At 44.1% G+C, this 18,912-nt stretch carries 14 protein-coding genes; 4 read left to right on the top strand and 10 right to left on the bottom strand.

The genetic code is table 11. The features are described from left to right. Positions 1-96 precede the first annotated feature (96 nt). On the top strand, positions 97-381 hold the full coding sequence (locus ACRRS1_RS10840; RefSeq protein WP_432453174.1) for an HlyU family transcriptional regulator: 285 nt from the start codon (positions 97-99) through the stop codon (positions 379-381). Between the two features lie 12 nt (positions 382-393). Here the strand turns inward: ACRRS1_RS10840 and ACRRS1_RS10835 are convergent, their stop codons facing one another. Further along, a complete protein-coding gene (locus ACRRS1_RS10835; RefSeq protein ID WP_432453175.1) occupies positions 394-1,194 on the bottom strand; it encodes a response regulator in 801 nt (266 codons plus the stop codon). Between the two features lie 147 nt (positions 1,195-1,341). Here ACRRS1_RS10835 and ACRRS1_RS10830 point away from each other — a divergent pair, with 147 nt between their 5' ends. Further along, positions 1,342-2,199, top strand: coding sequence for a tetratricopeptide repeat protein (locus ACRRS1_RS10830; RefSeq protein ID WP_432453176.1), 858 nt, complete (start codon positions 1,342-1,344; stop codon positions 2,197-2,199). A gap of 57 nt (positions 2,200-2,256) precedes the next feature. Here the strand turns inward: ACRRS1_RS10830 and tamB are convergent, their stop codons facing one another. After that, positions 2,257-5,997, bottom strand: a complete 3,741-nt coding sequence (tamB, locus tag ACRRS1_RS10825; protein WP_432453177.1) for an autotransporter assembly complex protein TamB — start codon at positions 5,995-5,997, stop codon at positions 2,257-2,259. Next, positions 5,994-7,688, bottom strand: a complete 1,695-nt coding sequence (gene tamA, locus ACRRS1_RS10820; RefSeq protein ID WP_432467836.1) for an autotransporter assembly complex protein TamA — start codon at positions 7,686-7,688, stop codon at positions 5,994-5,996. The genes tamB and tamA overlap by 4 nt, the downstream gene beginning before the upstream one ends. Positions 7,689-7,850: 162 nt before the next feature. Between tamA and mobB the strand changes: the two genes are divergently transcribed. After that, on the top strand, positions 7,851-8,369 hold the full coding sequence (mobB, locus tag ACRRS1_RS10815; protein WP_432453179.1) for a molybdopterin-guanine dinucleotide biosynthesis protein B: 519 nt from the start codon (positions 7,851-7,853) through the stop codon (positions 8,367-8,369). 57 nt (positions 8,370-8,426) lie between these two features. Further along, complete coding sequence (locus ACRRS1_RS10810) at positions 8,427-10,565, top strand: FAD-dependent oxidoreductase (RefSeq protein WP_432453180.1); 2,139 nt, start codon at positions 8,427-8,429, stop codon at positions 10,563-10,565. A 23-nt stretch (positions 10,566-10,588) separates the two neighbouring features. Here ACRRS1_RS10810 and ACRRS1_RS10805 read toward each other — a convergent pair whose 3' ends face one another. The 7 genes from ACRRS1_RS10805 to bioB form a co-directional block, all read right to left on the bottom strand. After that, positions 10,589-13,075 (bottom strand): putative bifunctional diguanylate cyclase/phosphodiesterase, encoded by a 2,487-nt coding sequence (locus ACRRS1_RS10805; RefSeq protein ID WP_432453181.1) that lies wholly within the window; start codon positions 13,073-13,075, stop codon positions 10,589-10,591. After that, complete coding sequence (locus tag ACRRS1_RS10800) at positions 13,068-13,979, bottom strand: ABC transporter substrate-binding protein (protein WP_432453182.1); 912 nt, start codon at positions 13,977-13,979, stop codon at positions 13,068-13,070. Before ACRRS1_RS10800 ends, ACRRS1_RS10805 begins: the two co-directional genes overlap by 8 nt. Before the next feature lie 275 nt (positions 13,980-14,254). Further along, positions 14,255-15,127, bottom strand: a complete 873-nt coding sequence (gene htpX, locus ACRRS1_RS10795) for a protease HtpX (protein ID WP_432453183.1) — start codon at positions 15,125-15,127, stop codon at positions 14,255-14,257. A gap of 91 nt (positions 15,128-15,218) precedes the next feature. Continuing rightward, positions 15,219-15,914 carry a dethiobiotin synthase gene (gene bioD, locus ACRRS1_RS10790; protein WP_432453184.1) on the bottom strand — a complete coding sequence of 232 codons (696 nt, stop codon included), beginning with the start codon at positions 15,912-15,914 and terminating at the stop codon, positions 15,219-15,221. Beyond that, entirely contained in the window at positions 15,907-16,677 is a 771-nt protein-coding gene (bioC, locus tag ACRRS1_RS10785) for a malonyl-ACP O-methyltransferase BioC (RefSeq protein WP_432453185.1), read from the bottom strand. The genes bioD and bioC overlap by 8 nt, the downstream gene beginning before the upstream one ends. Continuing rightward, positions 16,674-17,837 (bottom strand): 8-amino-7-oxononanoate synthase, encoded by a 1,164-nt coding sequence (bioF, locus tag ACRRS1_RS10780; RefSeq protein ID WP_432453186.1) that lies wholly within the window; start codon positions 17,835-17,837, stop codon positions 16,674-16,676. The genes bioC and bioF overlap by 4 nt, the downstream gene beginning before the upstream one ends. Continuing rightward, entirely contained in the window at positions 17,837-18,889 is a 1,053-nt protein-coding gene (gene bioB / locus ACRRS1_RS10775; RefSeq protein ID WP_432453187.1) for a biotin synthase BioB, read from the bottom strand. Before bioB ends, bioF begins: the two co-directional genes overlap by 1 nt. Positions 18,890-18,912: the final 23 nt, after the last annotated feature.

The following is an 18,912-nucleotide window of genomic DNA, read 5'->3' as shown; positions in this document are numbered from 1 at the left end:
GATGAGATGCTCGTTATCATGCATCATACCTTAGGGTGAGGGCTAAACGCGCCGTCGCACTAATATTTTTAGTTTAATTTTAGGAAATTCACTAAGATGAGTATTTTTTCGGCATTTAAGAAATTATTTGAATCTACACCCACACCAGCCAAAAGCTACCCTGAGCAAGAATATAAAGGTTTTATTATCGCCGCCTGCCCACAGTCAGCCAATGGTCAGTATCGTGTCTCAGCAATGATTAGCAAAACCATTGCTGATGAAGTAAAACAACATCATTTTATCCGCTCCGATACCTGCGCCAGCGCTGAAGATGCAGCAGAACTGGCGGTGCATAAATGTAAAACTTTCATCGATCAAATGGGTGATCAGATCTTCGAATAATGGCGGAATCACTTATTGATGGTCAAACAAGCTCGCTAAGACTTGTTTGACAACATCAATATCAAAAGGCTTATCGACTAAAGCTGAGACACCACTTTGACGAACTCCATCAAGCTTCGCGCCATTATTTTCCGATGTCACCATCAAGGCAGGAATATCACAAAACCTTGGATGCTGTCGCAAAGACTCAATTAGAGCCGCCCCATCCATCACCGGCATATTGTAATCAGTAATCACTAAATCAACTGGATGCTGTTCAAGCAAAGCTAAGGCTTGTTGTCCGTGCTCAGCCACCAGCACCTGACGAATACCGATGTTTTCCAGCACTTTAGAAATGTGCCGCCGCGCGGTTTGGCTATCGTCGACCACCAAAATTCGTTTGCTTGAATAATCAATATTAGCCAGATAAGAAGCATCCGGTTCTATGTAACTAATCGTCGCCTGTAATGCGGCTAACAAATGAGTAAATTCAAAAGGCTTCGGTAAAATTGCTATCACCCCTGCCTGTTTAATCGCATCTAGGGTATGGTGGCAGGCTTCACTCGAAATCAACATAAAGGCGATATCACGGCTTAAGTCGTTAGCGCGTAACTGTTGCACTAAATCCGTCGCGGTGCCATCCATAAAGTACATCGAGCTTACGACTAAGTCGGGGGCACTCTGAATTGCCAAGTTCACCGCTTGTTGGCAGTTTTCAGCCATTAAAAAGTTATCAATGCCCGCTTCGTGAAAACGAGTGCGTATGATATTGCGCTGCATATTAGATGGTTCGACCAATAAAATTGTAAGATCGCCTAACGACAAAGATTCCATCACGTCCTGTTAGAGTAAATTGAACAGATGCTTAGTTTACCTGTTAAATTTCCGCATTATTATCGCTAATTTGCTAATCTTGGTCTTTGACTTGAAAAACTAGCGATTAATCACCAAATTAAGCTTAAATAATTTTTAGGAAACACTATGCAGCCGAGTACATCTGTTATCGATATTAGTTTCGAAAACGCCCAACAAGTATTAATAGAAGGGTCATTCAATCAAGCCGTGGTGGTTCATTTTTGGTCACCCGCTAGTCCTCAATGTGAAGCACTATTCCAATTATTACAAAATATTCACCAACAAAGCGACGCTAGCTTTATTTTGGCGCGCTTGAACATGGATGAATTAGCCCAATTGGCTCAACAGCTGGGAGTGACTCAAGCACCCGCCGTGGTTATTTTAAAAGAAGGACGCCCAGTGGACGGTTTCGCTGAGATCCCCGCCCCTGAAGTGATTAGTGAAACCATTGGTCGTTATCTGCCTCCCCCTGAAGAACAACTGTTCAATAAGGCAAAGGCTCTGTTAGCAGAAGAACAACCCGTCGAAGCTTTAATGCAGATTCGTCAAGCGCATCAACTTGCTCCGCAACGCAACGACATCATCTTAGTATTGATCCAAGCCTTGTTAAATAATCAGCAGACAGAAGAAGCCGAACGACTATTAAATGGTTTGCCTTTAGAAGAGCAACAAGCCGATTATCACGCTTTAAAAAGCCAATTGGAATTATTGCAAGCAGCTGCCGACAGCCCGGAAATAAAGGCCTTGGAAGCGAAAATAAACAGCCCTGAAGATAATGAACAGATCCGCTTAAACTTAGCCATTCAATATTCACAAGCAGGGCGTAACCAAGAGGCCTTAGAATTATTGTTTAGCATATTACAAAAAAACCTAGAAAGTCTCGATGGTCAGATCAAAAAGAACTTTTTAGATATTTTGGCGACCTTAAATGGTGATCCTCTGGCCTCTCAATTTAGACGTAAGTACTTTAGCCTACTCTACTAGACGGCTCTTTAACCCAAGCCAATATCTACTTATATTGGCTTGGATCCATTTTGTTTTTTACTCCAAATGAAACTCATAATAGATGTCCAAGGCACTATTTAGGCCAGAGAAGGCTTCAATAAACAACTTCGGTAATAGCTCATACTTCACGGTCAATTCATTCACCGGATCAAATACTCCCATCCCATAACGGACCTGCACTCCGGGTAATATATAAGCGCTTACCTCAACCTGAGTAGCACTACCAGAGCCTGCTGTCGCTAAGGACAAATCTTTAACCCCCAGAGTATTCCCAACATTGCCAACCAAACCACCAGCACGATTAACCCCAGCGCTCAACAACATTGCAGAGAGAGCATTACTATCTTGTTCGTTATCGCCTAACGCACGTCCACGTAACAAATATGACAACATTTCATTCTGCGACATCGCAGGATCAGAGTATAAGTTGACTTGAGGCGCATCGGCCAAACCGACAACCTTGACGCCCACCGTAACATCGTCTGAAATTGTGGCGGGATTTCGGATAGCTTGAAAATCTAAGTAAGGTTGATCTAAAGGTCCGGTGAACATTAACCAACCCTTCTCTATGATAAGGTTTTGACCATAAGCCATAAACTTACCGTCAACGAGTTCAATCCGTCCATTTGCAATCAAAGGCTCTGTGGGCTGTTGTTTCAAATTTAACTGCCCCTGCAAGCGAGTATCTAATCCAAGAGCTTGTAAACTCAAACTATCGGACAAGGTAACCGTCACATCCAAAGAGGTATGCTTGGTGGTCGGAGTCCCACTCTGCTCTTCCATCACCATCGCATCATTTGACTCAGTTACCGCTGACTCAGGTAAAGACTTCACTTTTATTTCGCCTTCATCCACCCTAACCGTGCCACCAACAGCTATCAAACTATCGCTAATAGCCACCGTTATATTTGGCGAAACAACAAGGTTTGCATAAGGATCAACATTGACTAACAGTTTATCGGCGGTAAAGTCGATGTCACCGAGTAATTTGTCATTTGGCCATGTAAATCGACCTTGCCAAGTTGCATCTCGGCCATCGCTACGAAAACTGCCATTTAAACTTGCCGTTTGATTATTAAAGATCAGACGACTTTGCAGCTGCTCTATCGTTAAAGGAATATCGGGGCCACTGACTACTCCTTCGACAAGCTTAATTTCTCCCTGCAACTTCGGTGATTTAAGTTTGCCCGCGACGCTCACAGTTCCATTCACCTGGCCTGACAAATGATTCAACGCTTCAACAAAAGGTAACAAGGGAGATAGCTGCAGATCTTCTAAGCGAAGCTCGGCTGCAAGCTCACCATCACGTAGCAAATCGGCATTCCCCTGAGAGCGAATCGTTCCTAATTGCTCCGATGACAAGCGTGCTTGCCAACGTAAGCGCTGGTTTTCGAGATCCGCGCTCAGATCCAGTTGTTGATACGCCAAACTTAAGTTTTCGTTTTCATGATGCCTTAGCATGCGACCCGGTGAAAATTTGAGCTTAAGTTTCCCTTTTTTGGGTCGCCATCGATTCAAGCTAGAATCGAGGTGCAAGGAGGCGCGGCCTTCTAATGCTAGTCCTTCCGGCATAAACAATTTAAGGCTGGCAAAATCGAACTGTTCAATACTTAAATCGAGTGTACTATTCCCATCACTGCTTAAGGGCGCGTTCAAACACAACTGGCTCGGTCGCTTACTCCAGCAATGAGCACCAACGGTGGCTATTCCCTCAACCAAGGTTAAATCAATCGGCTGAGACAAAGACCAAGTCCCCAGCTCCGCTTCTATATCAGCATCACTGACTTGCCCATTCCATTGCTGCAAATCTCCTTGACCCTGCAATAACATACTTAATTTACGAGCAACTTGCTCAAGCTTAAGGGCTAACTGCTGATGACTTTTGTCACTACTATAGTTGATACTGGCATTGTCAATTACCTGCTCTGCTAACGTCAATCGGGACAAATTCAAACCAAATTTTCCCGTCAAACCCGAGTCTAAATTCAACTGACCTTTACTACTGAGTGAATCGAGACCAAGCTGCTTAGTTTCAATATCATCGGCTTGCAAGGCCCAATCGATGAAAGGCTGATGAAGCGGCCCTTTCAGTTTTAAATTTAAGCCTGCGCGCCCCCCACTCAACCAAGGCAGTTCTGCCAACTGGGGGGTATCTAGAGTACTGTTCAAGCGTAGTTTATCACCGACAAGATTTACGTCGGCAAGTAATTGACTGTGACCCAAACGCAAGTCTAAATGGCCTTGGTTAGTTTGCCCCTTCAGGTTTCCCTCAGCCGTTAATGATGTGCTTAAGGGTAGCTCAAACCAAAGGCCAGTAAAATCGGCTTGAGAGACTTGCCATTGTTGCTCACTGAGCTGCGCGTTGAGCTTGCCATCTATTTTAGGTAATGCAAACTCTTCACTTAGGGCCAACCAATGATGAAGCGCTAATTGCTCTATATTGAGCGAAACCTTGGCTTGCAACTGAGCTTGCCAGGATGCCGAACCTTGTAACTGAAACCCGCCCAGAGATTTAGGCTTCGCTGTCGATTCTGGCGCCACTGTTGACGAATTTTCCGGCGGCGCATCCAACAATTCACCAAGCATTGAAAACTGTTCTATTTGGCTTAAATTTCCTGTCACTTTCCCGTTTAGCCACAAGTCCTGTAAACCCGAAAGCTCACTTTGCCATTGTAAATGATACTGCTTGAGTCCGCCTTCGGCATGAAGCTTGAAACTGGCCAGTGAAAGTTGCTCGGACAATAATGGAAATTTCTGTTGCAACTTGGCGTCTAATTGGAAAGGAATATTTGGCTTAAGCCAAGCGCTCTGTAACTGTAGCTCTGCGGCCAACCAACCACGACTGTGAATATCGCTGACTAAATCAGTACCGTCGCCGTGTAACGAAAATTCGATGTCAAGTGGCTGCTGCTCTACTTGCATCTTCCAAGAGCCGATTAATTGTGAAGCAAAACTCGCTTGAAAACCCTGACGACCACTCAGGTCTAACTCGCCCCAAGGGCTAAGTAAGTGCAGCGCCTGAATATCTACCGATGAAAAACCGACTGTCGCGGCGAGTGTCAACTCAGGAAACAGGTAGTCATTCTGACCGTCATTGACCCGCCCCTGACTAAAACGAAGTTGCTTCACATTCACCTGATAAGGCAGGCTAATATCGGGTAATGATATTGTCAATGTATCGGGGAGCGGCGAGCTATTTGGCTGAGTTGAAGTAGTATTAAGCTGAGATTCTGGCAGAACGACTGCCCATTGCTCTAGCAATAATTGCTCAAGCTCGATCGTCTGGTGCTGCCAGTTTGCCCGCAAATCCAACTGATGCCAGCTAAGCGCGACCCCGTCTAGATTGAGTAAGGCATCCCCTGCATTCAATCGCTGTAAAACAAAAGGAACTGGCGGCGTCCATATTGGCGAAGTGCTTGGTGCAGGCTCAGTGGTCGACACGCTAGCCGCCATCACCTCGGAATCAAGATCAAGCCTAATACGGCTTGTATCCAAGTGATCGATACAGAGCTGGGTTTGACTAATGCACACCCAATCAAAGCCAAGCTTGAGCTGGTTTAACTGTACAGTCAAACCTGGTTGCTGCCAAACCACTTGCCGAGCTTGAATACCTTGATAGAAATTGCCCTGAGGCTGAAGGATCGTTAAACCATCGACGGCCTTCGACACTTGCACTAACAACCACTCGGTACTTGGACTAAATGATAGCGCAATAATCAAACTAAAAAGCACCGCACTCACGGCGATGACCACAAACTTAATACATTTAAAGATCATAAATCGGGACCTATAGAGAAATGCAATCTCCAGGGATCGGATTCATTTTGCAAACCCTTAGCGATATCGACACGTAAAGGACCGATTAAAGTGATCCAGCGGATCCCCATGCCAACCCCAACAGATGTTGGCTCAGAAAAGTCATTCGTTGCGGTACCTGCGTCAACAAAAGTGGCGACTCGCCAATTCTTGGCAAATTGGTAATTGTATTCAGCACTACCAGTGACTAGGTATTTTCCCCCAATCAACTGGCCTTGGTTATTTGTAGGCGAAATGGTTTTGTAATCATAACCACGGATACTTTGGTCTCCACCGGCAAAAAAGCGCATCGAGGCTGGAACATCACTAAGGTTGTCGACTAACACCCCACCTAAATCCACACGCAATAACAAGCGATGCTTTTGATATGCGCGTAACCACTTGGCTAACGAGGTATACCGCAGCAACTCGACGTCAGAACCCCAGTAAGGGTGTCCAACTTCAATACTGGCTTGTAGATTATCTCCCCAATAAGGGTCAAGACCGCCTCGAGTGCGCAGCCTAGCCCAATTAACCCCAGGTAATACCAAATTACTAACCGATTGCTGATTGGCCTGCACATATTCTTCATGCTGCCATTTTACAAAAACCGACGGAGTCCAACCATTATCCCAACTCCATTGGCGGGTGGTAGAAATCACAATCTTGTCACTCTCGGTATCATTGGTTTTTTCAAGCAGATATCCCGCTTGGATATCGAGATAATCATCCACCGGATTGTTCATAGGAATACGGTAAACAAACAATGCACTCTGCTTCGGTTGGGCCGCTTCCAGCTCAAAGCTAAGACTATGCCCCTTGTCATTGACCCAAGGTCGATTCCATTTCAAACGAACTCGAGGTCCTATGTCGGTGGTGATCCCGCCTCCCACTTCAATGGTGTCTCTGGGCTTCAAGCCCAAGTCAACCAACAGATCAATCTGTTGCTCATGACGATTATCCAGATCCGGTCGCACCGAAATCAGCTGAAAATAGTCAGTTTCCCCTAAACGCTGATTAAATTGGCCCACCTTTTTTGCATCATATTTATCCTCTTGCTTAAAATCAGCAAGATTGGCAAACATTTGCTGAGGTAAATCAGGATTGGAAAAAATAATATCGCCAAAATGGTAACGCGGACCAGAGTCGTAACTCAGAAAAATATCGGCAGTATTCTGCTTGATACTAATTTTAATCTCAGCCTGGCTATAAGCCGCATCAAAATAGCCATAACGAGAAGCCAGACGATTTAACTCTGCTTTCAAGTTATCGTAAGCAACATGAGAAAACGACTGCCCCTTTACCAATCCACTGTTTACAATTACTTTTTTAAAACGACTATCACGCGTTGCAGCACCAGTTAAATCAATGTTCAATTGATTGACCAGCAACGGTTTTCCCACCTCTACCGCCACCAAAAATCGCTCCTCATCGGTTCGGCTTACCAAAATTTTACTTTGGTAATAACCTAAAGCACGTAAAGCATTTTTAGTTTGTTCAGTACTGGCGCTGATGATGCGTCGATCACTACTATTCTCGGGGAAAGTTTGCGCCTCAAGGTAAACCTTCACATTGTCTTTCAGTGAACCATCGAGTCCTTGATAGTCAAAGTCTAGCGCTTTTACCGAAAAGGCAATCATCACAACAATTATCGGCAATAAACGACCAAGCAAGCCAACATTCCTTATTAAGTTTTATGCAGCGCTCAGTTTAATGTTTTTTAAGCAGTTTAAAACTACTTATCGAAAGTGAATGGTAAATTCCGACAGAAATTAAACTCGAAAAGTATCCTCCGCCTCGCTAAGCTAGATCGAAACCCTTTCAGGACAGGTTCAATGAGACAAAAATGGCCCAAACCAGTGTTAGGCTTGGCGGGTTATAGTGGCAGTGGAAAAACCAGTTTACTCTGCCAGGTATTACCTTTGTTAAAGCAACGAGATTTGCGAGTCTCCGTGATAAAACACAGTCACCATGAAATCCTTTTGGATAGACCCGGTAAAGACAGTCATCGTTTATTTAACAGTGGTGCCAACGAAGTAATTCTAGCTTGTCCTCAGCAACGTTATCACTTTAGTCAGCAGCATCAGAGCGAGCAGCTAGAACAACAACTACAATGGGTACAATGGCAACAATGTGATTTGGTTTTGGTGGAAGGCTATCGGGAAAGTAACATCGATAAAATTGAAGTTCATCGTCCGGCACTCGGTAAAGCGCTACTCTACCCTAACGACCCCAATATTATTGCCCTAAGCTGCAATGAGGCCCTTCATGCACCTTTACCAGTACTTGATTTAAACCAAGCATCACAGGTTCTAGATTTTATTATTGATTATCTCAGCCAAATATCCGAGTGAAAGAATATCATTCAGTTAAGGGTCTATTAGGGATAAGCACTTACCATAGAGCAAAATATGAATAAAAATAAATGGGTTGTAGTTGTCATCCTCGCCTTGATAATAGCAACAGCAAGCTGGTTTGACCTAGGGCAATGGTTGAGCTTTTCCACGATTAAGCAGCAACAAGCAGAATTACAAACCATCGTTGAGCAACACTACACCTGGTCTTTGCTTGGCTATTTTCTGCTTTATGTTTTAGTGACTGCCTTTTCGGTTCCCGGCGCGGCGTTATTAACGCTATTAGCCGGCGCCTTATTTGGCGTGGTAAATGGAGTGATCCTCGTGTCATTTGCCAGCACCATCGGAGCAAGCCTTGCTTTTATCGTGGCCCGCTATCTATTAAGAACCAGTTTAGAACGCCGTTATACCCACAAATTAAAAGGAATCAATCAAGGCATTGAAAAGGAAGGAGCCTTTTATTTACTTAGTTTACGTTTGATTCCTATTTTCCCATTTTTTTTAATCAACTTAGTGATGGCACTCACGACCTTGCCCTTGCGTACTTTTTACTGGGCGAGCCAAGTCGGCATGTTTCCGGCAACTCTTGTCTATGTAAATGCTGGCACTGAACTGGCTAAATTAGATGGCTTAGCTGGGATATTATCCCCTTCTCTAATATTGGCGTTTAGCCTGCTTGGTTTACTGCCCTATATCAGCCAAGCTTTGATCAAGCGTTATAAACAGCAACGACTATACGCTCGCTTTGCCAAACCCAAGCAATTTGACAATAACCTCATCGTGATTGGTGCTGGTGCTGGTGGTTTAGTGAGTTCTTATATTGCAGCAGCAGTTAAAGCGAAAGTGACTCTAATAGAAAAACATAAAATGGGAGGCGACTGCTTAAATACCGGTTGCGTCCCCTCCAAAGCGTTAATCCGTAGCGCCAAGTTTGCATACCAAGCGCAACAGGCGCAGCACTTTGGCTATCAACAAGTAACCGCCAAGGCAAATTTTGCAGAAGTCATGCAGCGAGTCCACAGAGTCATAAAACAAGTCGAACCGCATGATTCCATCGAACGTTACACGAATTTGGGCGTTGAGTGTTTACAGGGAGAAGCTCGCATTGTTAGCCCATGGGAGGTTGAAATAAATGGGCAGCGGCTCACCACAAAAAACCTTGTGATAGCGACGGGGGCCCGCCCACTGATTCCTGCAATTGCAGGCTTAGAAAACATCGACTATCTCAGCTCTGATACCTTATGGAAGTTAACTGAATTGCCGCAGCGCTTATTAATCTTGGGCGGAGGTCCAATTGGCTGCGAGCTCAGCCAAAGTTTTGCTCGGCTCGGTTCACAGGTAAGTCAAGTTGAAATGGGCGAGCATTTATTGCTTCGTGAAGATCCTGAAGTCAGTGTTATCATCGAACAACAATTTACCAAAGAAGGTATCCACTTGTACTTGGGGTGGAAAGCGACCCAATTTATCCAACATAACGGCGAACAAAGCGTCATCTTAGAAAAAGATGGACAGCAACAACAACTGGTATTTGATAAAGTTATTTTAGCCCTAGGCAGAACCGCGAATACCCGAGGCTTTGGCCTTGAAGCGCTAGACTTATTGCTCGCGCCACAGGGCACCATAGCAGTCAACCGCAAACTACAGACTAATTATCCGAACATCTATGCCGTGGGAGATGTCGCAGGTCCCTATCAATTTACCCATTTTGCAGCTCATCAAGCATGGTATGCAGCAGTAAATGCACTGTTTGGCCGCTTTAAAACCTTTGCCGCAGATTACTCGGTGATCCCTGCCGCAACCTATAGCTATCCTGAAGTAGCCCGTGTTGGACTCAACGAACAGCAAGCAAAACAGCAACAAATTGCTTATGAAATTAGTCTATTTCAGCTAAAAGAATTAGACCGCGCAATTGCAGACGGTGAAACTCAAGGTTTTATTAAGGTACTTACGGTTCCCGGCAAAGATAAAATCTTAGGTGCAACCATTGTCGCTGAACATGCAGGTGAACTATTAGCCGAATTTACCCTCGCTATGAAACATAAGCTAGGCTTGAACAAAATACTGTCAACTATTCATGCTTATCCAACGCTCATGGAAGCCAATAAATATGTCGCCGGTGAATGGAAACGAAATCATGCACCGCAAAAATTACTCAGTCTATTGGAGAGATATCATCGATGGAATCGAGGGGCTTAAGCTTCAAAAACCGCACCATCAGATCAGGCGGTTTCAGCCTGATCTATAAACAAACGATCTTCAAAGATTTCTGGCTCAAGTGCTTCACTGAAATAGAAGCCTTGATAAACCGTGCAGCGACGATATTTTAAGAATTCCAGCTGATACTCAGTTTCGACACCTTCCGCAATAACTTCAAGCGCTAAGTTCTCAGCCATTGAGATAATCGTGGTAATAATCGCACACTCGCTGCCACCACTATGCAGTTCACTCACAAAAGACTTATCAATTTTAAGACAGTTAATTGGCAATTTATTTAAATAGGCCAAAGAAGAGTATCCGGTACCAAAATCATCCACCGAAAAGCGTACCCCAATATCACGCAGCGCTTGTATTTTGGCCACCGTTTCCTGAACATCGTCCACGAGTACCCCTTCGGTGATCTCCAATTCAATCAGTCGAGGGTCACAGCCAGAACGCTGAATAATATCTAAGGTTTCTTTGATAAAGCTATCGCGATGGAATTGATTAGGACTGACGTTAATCGATAAGGTTTTAAAATTATCGGGTAAACCGCGATCTTGCCAAGTTTTTAAGGTTTCACAGGCGCTGCGCATCACCCATTGACCAAGTAATACAATCAATCCACTCTCTTCCGCCAGAGGAATAAACCGACCCGGCGAAATCCAACCCATTTTAGAATCAAACCAACGCAATAAAGTTTCTGCGCCAACCATTTCATAATTAGCGTTATAACGCGGTTGAAAATAGGCGACCATATCTTCTTTTTCTACCGCTTCACGCATCATGCTCGTAAGCTGATGCCGCTCTTGGATCTCATCTGCCATTTTCGCGGAGAATACATGCACACTAGAACGCGCCAAGTCTTTGCCGTGATACAGCGCAATATCGGCTTGGCGAAGAATTTCTGTGGCATTGCTGTCGAGATTAGGAAATAGAGCGACGCCAGTCGTTAAGTTAAGGCTAATTTGATTCCCTTTAATCACAAACTCTTTATGGATCACCTTAGCTAAATGTACTGCTAACTCTGAAGCTTTTGCCTTCGCTTGTTCACGGTCACTAGATAAGTTGGGCACCAGTAAAGCAAATTCATCGCCCCCTAAACGAGCCACTGTTTCTCCACTATTACGCCCTTCCCTTAAACGATGAGCAATCAGCCTCAATAGTAAATCACCGGCGGCATGCCCCAGCATATCGTTAACGTTTTTAAAATGATCGATATCCAAATAAATCAAGGCACCAATTTGATTACTTCGGCGTCCACGCTCAATTTCCAAATCAAGATTTTCAATCAATTTTCGCCGATTAGATAAGCGTGTAATATCATCATGGGAAGATTGAAAGCGCACTAACTCTTGCGCAGAACGAACCTCAGAAATATTTGTTTGAGTACTGATCACTCGAGAAGGCAAATCCCGTTCTGTGCGCTCAACGACCATACCTCTTGATAAGACCCAAAGATAATGCCCGTCTTTATGTTTAATCCGGTGCATCGCTTCATAAACTTTGGTGTTCTTTTTTAGGTGTTTTCGTAAATCATTCAAAGTTTTATCTAAGTCTTCAGGATGAATTCGCGACTCCCACTCTTCTATCTTTTCGCCAATCTGTCCATCTTGGTAACCCAACATAGACTTCCATTGGGGGGAGTAATAGACCGTATTACTTAATAAATTCCAATCCCAAATCCCATCACCCGAGCCATTCAACGCAAACTGCCAGCGTTGCTCACTACGTTGCAACTGAGCAAAACTACAGTGGATCCCCTCAGCCATTTTACTAATGGCAAGTTCTAAGGCACCGAGCTCTCCTTGACTATTCGCAATAATCGAAGTGCTATTATGGGTTTGTATTTGGGTGGTTTTACCGACCAATTTATTCAATGGATTGACCAGCACGCGACTTAACATTGATACCAACAACAGCATCGCAATCGCCATATAACTAAAACTTTTAATCGCCTGATCAAAAATGATTTGACGCTGCACCAACCAGCTATCTTTAAGATTAAAACTAAAGAAAATTGCGCCCTGCTCTGCTCGGCGTAAACTATCTTCCCGAGGGCCCATATCTAAGGGGAAATACAAATTCACCTGCCACTGTTGCGGTAATATTTGGCTGATAGGAGTGCGCTGCTGTTTGACTTGAGCGAACATCTCAGCATTAAAATAATTGTTATTGTCAGCCGCAAACACATTTTTTTCGGAACGATGGTTAGACAATTGAACCAAACCTTGAGGATCAATCACCTGCAGTGAATCTAAATGTTGGTTTAAAGACACTAAGCTAATTTGACGTTCGGCAATATCCCATTGATGACGCGACAAACTATCAGACAAACTTTGCTGTAGCTGATAACCAATATTGAGTAGACGTTGGGTCGCTTGAGTCGCCAATTGTTGATGCTGTTGGTTAAGTGTTCCAAGCAACAGTAGACCTTGAGCAATCAGTAACAAAACCAGTGCAAAACTTGGAATTACAACGCTAAGAGAGATCCTCTTTAATCTAAACACCGGTTAACTCCATCAACCATTCACTCGAAAAATTATTAGATAAATCAGGAATTCGGTGAATTAACTCGAGCTCAGCCATACGCTGCGCCTTAAGGTGAGCATGTTTGAGAATAGATTGATCTGAATATAAGGCAGCACTTTGCTGAGCATTCAGGACTTGGATCTTACTATAGGCTTGTTTAACTTCTTTGCTATAAAGCTGAGTTCGCTTGGCAATTAATTTAAAGCCTTCCCGAGAATGTTGTTCTAACCAAGAGCTGGCAGAATAAAAGTTATCAAGCAAACTAAGAATATGCTGATGTTGCTGTTTTAATACTTCATTACGAACCACCAACACTCGATAATAAGGCTGTCCATGAGCGGCACTTTGATATAAAACGTTTGCCGAAAGGTTATCGACTAAGCGGCTCTGCAATGGACCAGAAGTCATCACTGCGCTAATTTCCCCTTTACGAAACAAAGCTAATTGCTCATCTAGTTTTGCTTCTACCAACACAAAGTCTTCGGCTTTTAAAGCACTATCTCTGAGCCAATCGTCCATCACCAGTGAAGCCACCGATAGACTTTCGTAGCCAATTCGCTGCCCTTTTAAAGAATCAATATCACGAATCGGCTGCTGTGTGATAAGCGCATCACCACCAACGCTGCGGTCGATCACTGCCACAACTGTAATATCAACACGCTCGGCCAATAAACTAATGACTTCGGTAAGGCTCAAAAAGCCAGCATCCACTTGCCCACTTTTAAGAGCATGCATTACATGACTGGGAGTGGTTAATTCGTTTAGGCTATATTGGTCAAAACCTGGATAAGCAAGTTGCTGAGCGAGATAAATTGATTCAAAGCCGAGCCAAGGCGACACCGCAACGCGCAGAGTTTGAGCTGGTGCTTGGCAAGCTGCCATAACACTTGCCATAAATAGTATAAGCAAGTACCGAATCTGGTTAATCGAAGGTAAGTTAACGCTCATATCCCTAGCTTGTTATGAACTCATCCTGAGTATTTAGTAAAACAGAAGCAACCATTCTGCTTGGCTCAATCGTAAAAAGGAAGCAATCTATTTAAAATTTTCAGTAAACATTACGAACTTAAAAGTTTACAGTTCAAGAATGAGTTCCTAGTCAAAAAAAGCGCCTCACATGCGGCGCTTTATCAAAAAAACATGAATAATTAGTCAAATTAGAGAGCGCGAAGTGCCGCAATACGTTTTTCTAAGGGCGGATGGCTTAACAATAATTCACTCATTGAACGTTTACCGTTAATTCCAAAAGCCATCAACGAACCTTCCATTTCAGGTTCTCGACTTCCACCTAAGCGTTGTAAGGCACGAATCATTTTCTGTTTACCAACCAACTTAGCCGAACCCTCATCGGCGCGATATTCTCGTTGGCGAGAAAACCACATCACGATGACACTGGCCAAGATGCCAAATACCATTTCGAGTACGAACACCGTCGCCATGTAGGCAAACATACCTAAACCTTGACCATTTTGATTATTGTTGCTCATCGTCGAGCTAATCACATTTGCGATAATCCGCGCTAAGAAAATAACAAAGGTATTCACCACCCCTTGAATTAACGTTAAGGTCACCATGTCCCCATTAGCCACGTGACTAATTTCATGGGCGAGAACCGCTTCCACTTCGTCTCGACTCATGTTTTCTAGTAAACCACTACTCACTGCCACCAAGGCAGCGTTACGTTTAGCGCCAGTCGCAAAAGCATTCATGTCTGGAGCATGGTAAATCGCGACCTCCGGCATGCCGATCCCAGCAGCCTTAGCTTGACGCGCTACAGTATTGATTAACCACGCTTCGGTTTCGTTGCGTGGGGCACCAATGACTTGTGCGCCAGTCGATCGCTTCGCCATCCACTTAGACATCAATAAAGAGATAATTGAGCCACCAAAACCAAAAATGGCAGCCATCACCAACAAACCACCGACACTTCGGGTAGAGATCCCCAAAGCCGAAAACACGATGTTCATAACGATACCAAGTATCAATACTACGGCTAAGTTCGTCGCTAAAAACAACAATATACGTTTCATCGTTTGCCTCTATCTTATATGGGAAAATACTACACCATAATATATGGGGTATGGCTCACATTTTTCAATAGTTTAACAAATAATTTCCACTTTATATTGCGCCATGAAAAACCCTCAAATCAAAATAGTTTTCTATTAATTCAGGATTTACCTTTGTTTTATAAGGAATGGTTGCGATGCAAGGTGCCGTAATGGCATTTTTTAAATACTCAATATTTAGCGTCGCTATCTCAGAATCATCACTCAAATGATTGGCAACCCATGCCAATAATTTTACACCGCTAGCCTTAATTGCCTCTACCGTTAGCAAGGCATGATTCAGACAGCCGAGCTTCACGCCAACCACCAAGATCACCGGAAGCTGGTGTTTGACAACCCATTGTGAGAATGTGGCTTGCTGATCGTCAAGCGGAACATGCCACCCCCCAGCCCCCTCAACCAACAAAATGTCTGATTGCGCTTGTAGTAAATCTAAACCGCTGTCCATAGCCGCAATATCAATCGGCGCATTCTCCAAACGGGCGGCAATATGTGGTGCAATGGCCTGTTGTAGTGTCACGGGGTTAACCTGTTGGTAGCTTAAAGGCAACGAAGTGTATTGTTGAATAGCCAAACCATCTTCATTATTCAAACCATCTGGCCCCTGTTCCGCTCCTGCTGCTAACGGCTTGAAACCATTCACCACTAGCTGTGTATTCTGGCGTTGTAAGGCCAGCATCAAAGCGCAACTCACGAGGGTTTTACCCACTTCGGTATCGGTGCCGGTAATAAACACACTTTTAATCATTGATCAGTACTCCATAACACACTTGATAAGTGGCACTCACCTGGTTTTTCTGAGCAAATTGCTGTTGGTAAACTTTCGCTAATTGACGTAGCTTTGCGGCGGTATTTAAGCCTTGTTTTGCATCAACCACATAGTTAGCACCAATTCCCTTTAATTCAGCCAACAAGGCAAAAACATCGGGGTACCACAAAGTACGGGTCTCAGTTTGCACCTGCGGATCAGCAAACCCCGCCAAACGGATTTGCTCATATAGGCAATTTTCAGCCATAAATTGATTTACATGGGGGGTATCGTCAATTTCACACCAAGCTTGTTTAAGTTCCCACAAAGTACCATCAAGTAATGACGAAAAAACACAGATCCCGCCTGGACGTAAAATTCGTTTGATCTCGCGGAGCGCACGACTTAAGTTATTACACCATTGCAGGGCTAAATTCGAAAATACAATGTCTACACTTTGGTCGCTCAAACTAATACATTCCGCATCACAAACCATGGCATAAAAATTATGGTTCTGTTGTTGTGCGTATTGCGCCATTGCGAACGAGAGATCGATGCCCACAACTTGCGATGCTGTCGCTTGCAGCTTGTGCGCAAAATGGCCAGTACCGCAGCCTAAATCAAGTGCCCGAGAGGTCGGTGTTTTAGGCAGATGCATCAATAAATTATCGCCTATATCTCTTTGCAACTGCGCAAAATCATTATAGCTAATCACGGCTTTGGAAAAATGCCGAGCAACCTGCTGCTTATCAATATTCATCATTCAATTCTTAATAAATCAACCAAAGTGTCCAATAAACGAGAGATATCATCAGCCCGATGAGAGCTACTTAAGGTCACTCTCAACCGAGCCGTATTTACCGGAACAGTTGGTGGACGTATTGCACTGACCCAAAAGCCACGCAACTTGAGTTGCTCGCTGATCCATAAAGCGCGCTCACTTGAACCTAAAATAATCGGTTGAATTGCCGTATCTGACTCAAGCAAGGGTAAGCCTAAATCTCTGCCAAGATTTTTAAATAATCGGATATTTTGGTGTAGCGTTTCTTGAAATTCCGGTTCAGTTTGCAGCACTGCGATAGCTTCAGTGACGGCTGCAGCTTGTGCTGCTGGCATTGCGGTAGAGTAGATATAACTGCGATCAAAATTAATCAGATAATCTCGCACCGAACTATCACATAACACCGCCGCACCAGAGACCCCTAAGGCCTTACCAAAGGTTAACATTTGCAATTGAATGTCATCTGCTGCTAAGTCTGCATCTTGAATACTGCCTCGCCCTTGATCACCGAGACAACCCACGCCATGGGCATCATCGACCATTAGCCAAGCATCATGCTGCTTACATAGACGGCTGATTGCATTTAACGGGGCTTGATCCCCATCCATGCTAAATACACCCTCGGTGATCACTAAGCAATTATTCGCCTTACGGCTAGCCAGTAAGGTTTGCAAACGTTCCGTCGAATTATGCGTAAAACGTTTAAACTGAGCAGCGGATAAACTCCCTGCTTCCATTAACGATGCATGATTCAATTTATCTTGCAACAACAAGTCTTGCTTACTGAGCAAAGCTTTAATGATCCCCTGATTCGCGCTAAATCCACTGCTAAATAATAAAGCCGCAGCTTTTCCCTGCCACTCACATAAAGCCTGTTCGAGTTGATGATGTGGTAATTGATACCCGGTCACCAAAGGTGAGCCACCACTGCCCGTTCCGTACTGATCAGCTGCGTTCTTCCAGCCGGCAATAACCTTGGGATGTTGCGACAACCCCAAGTAATCATTACTGGAGAAATTTAAATATTGCTGATCAGAAACCTGAATGAAGCGACCCTGGCCGCTACCGAGGCAAAATCGCTCGCGCACCAGTTGTTTAACTTTACGTTGCTGGACTTGCTGATGAATAAACTCGAAAGCCATTAAGAGGCATCATAAAAGAAAGCATCATCGGCTTGATTCTGTTGTTGAATCAAAGACTGATACAGATCTTGCTCTTGTTCTTCGGTGCCATGCTTGAGTTCTGCCGATTCTGGGCGAATGCCCAATTTATTAAACAACTGTAAATCTTGGTTTTCATCTGGATTTGGTGTGGTTAATAACTTACAACCATAAAAAATGGAGTTTGCGCCCGCCATAAAACAAAGTGCCTGCACCTGTTGATTCATTTCCTCGCGACCAGCCGATAAGCGAACATGAGAGCGCGGCATCATTATTCGAGCGACAGCGATGCAACGAATAAAGTCAAACTGGTCCATGTCTTCAACATCTTCCAACAAGGTTCCCTTGACTTTTACCAACATATTGATGGGTACACTTTCGGGATGACTCGGTAGATTCGCCAGTTGCACTAACAAAGCACTGCGATCGGTGGCGGTTTCTCCCATTCCCATAATGCCACCAGAACAGACTTTCATGCCGGCAGAGCGCACATGTTCTAAAGTATCTAGGCGCTGATCATAGGTACGAGTGGTAATAATTTCTTGATAAAACTCGCGCGAAGTATCGAGATTATGGTTGTAGTAATCTAAACCAGCTTCGGCTAAGCGTTCAGCCTGTTGTTTTTCTAGCATACCCAGCGTCATACAAGTTTCCATTCCCATCTGTTTGACGCCCTCAACCATTTTGACGAGGTAAGGCATATCCCGCTGTTTCGGGTTTTTCCAAGCAGCGCCCATACAAAACCGAGTTGAACCATTCGCCTTGGCTTTTTCGGCTTCTTTAAGGACATGCTCAACTTCCAATAGACGTTCTGTTTTTAGATCGGTCTTGTGGTGAGCACTCTGTGGGCAATACTTGCAATCTTCTGGACAAGCACCAGTTTTAATCGATAGCAAAGTAGAAACTTGAACCTGGTTTGGGTCAAAATTAGCTCGATGTACACATTGAGCTTGAAACATCAGATCATTAAATGGCAGCGAAAACAGCGCATTAACTTCGTTAACAGTCCAATCATGGCGAAGTGTTTGAGTCATAACTAAAACTTTCATTAAATAGA

Source organism: Agarivorans sp. Z349TD_8 (assembly GCF_050870825.2).
Classification (GTDB): Bacteria; Pseudomonadota; Gammaproteobacteria; order Enterobacterales; family Celerinatantimonadaceae; genus Agarivorans.
The sequence above is the reverse complement of the archived record's forward strand: the minus strand, read 5'-3'. Positions and strand labels throughout refer to the sequence as shown.

Coding starts and splice junctions, on each gene's coding strand:
- ACRRS1_RS10840 (WP_432453174.1), top strand. CDS start 97: ATGAGTATTTTTTCGGCATTTAAGAAATTATTTGAATCTACACCCACA.
- ACRRS1_RS10835 (WP_432453175.1), bottom strand. CDS start 1,194: ATGGAATCTTTGTCGTTAGGCGATCTTACAATTTTATTGGTCGAACCA.
- ACRRS1_RS10830 (WP_432453176.1), top strand. CDS start 1,342: ATGCAGCCGAGTACATCTGTTATCGATATTAGTTTCGAAAACGCCCAA.
- tamB (WP_432453177.1), bottom strand. CDS start 5,997: ATGATCTTTAAATGTATTAAGTTTGTGGTCATCGCCGTGAGTGCGGTG.
- mobB (WP_432453179.1), top strand. CDS start 7,851: ATGAGACAAAAATGGCCCAAACCAGTGTTAGGCTTGGCGGGTTATAGT.
- ACRRS1_RS10810 (WP_432453180.1), top strand. CDS start 8,427: ATGAATAAAAATAAATGGGTTGTAGTTGTCATCCTCGCCTTGATAATA.
- ACRRS1_RS10800 (WP_432453182.1), bottom strand. CDS start 13,979: ATGGCAGCTTGCCAAGCACCAGCTCAAACTCTGCGCGTTGCGGTGTCG.
- htpX (WP_432453183.1), bottom strand. CDS start 15,127: ATGAAACGTATATTGTTGTTTTTAGCGACGAACTTAGCCGTAGTATTG.
- bioD (WP_432453184.1), bottom strand. CDS start 15,914: ATGATTAAAAGTGTGTTTATTACCGGCACCGATACCGAAGTGGGTAAA.
- bioC (WP_432453185.1), bottom strand. CDS start 16,677: ATGATGAATATTGATAAGCAGCAGGTTGCTCGGCATTTTTCCAAAGCC.
- bioF (WP_432453186.1), bottom strand. CDS start 17,837: ATGGCTTTCGAGTTTATTCATCAGCAAGTCCAGCAACGTAAAGTTAAA.
- bioB (WP_432453187.1), bottom strand. CDS start 18,889: ATGACTCAAACACTTCGCCATGATTGGACTGTTAACGAAGTTAATGCG.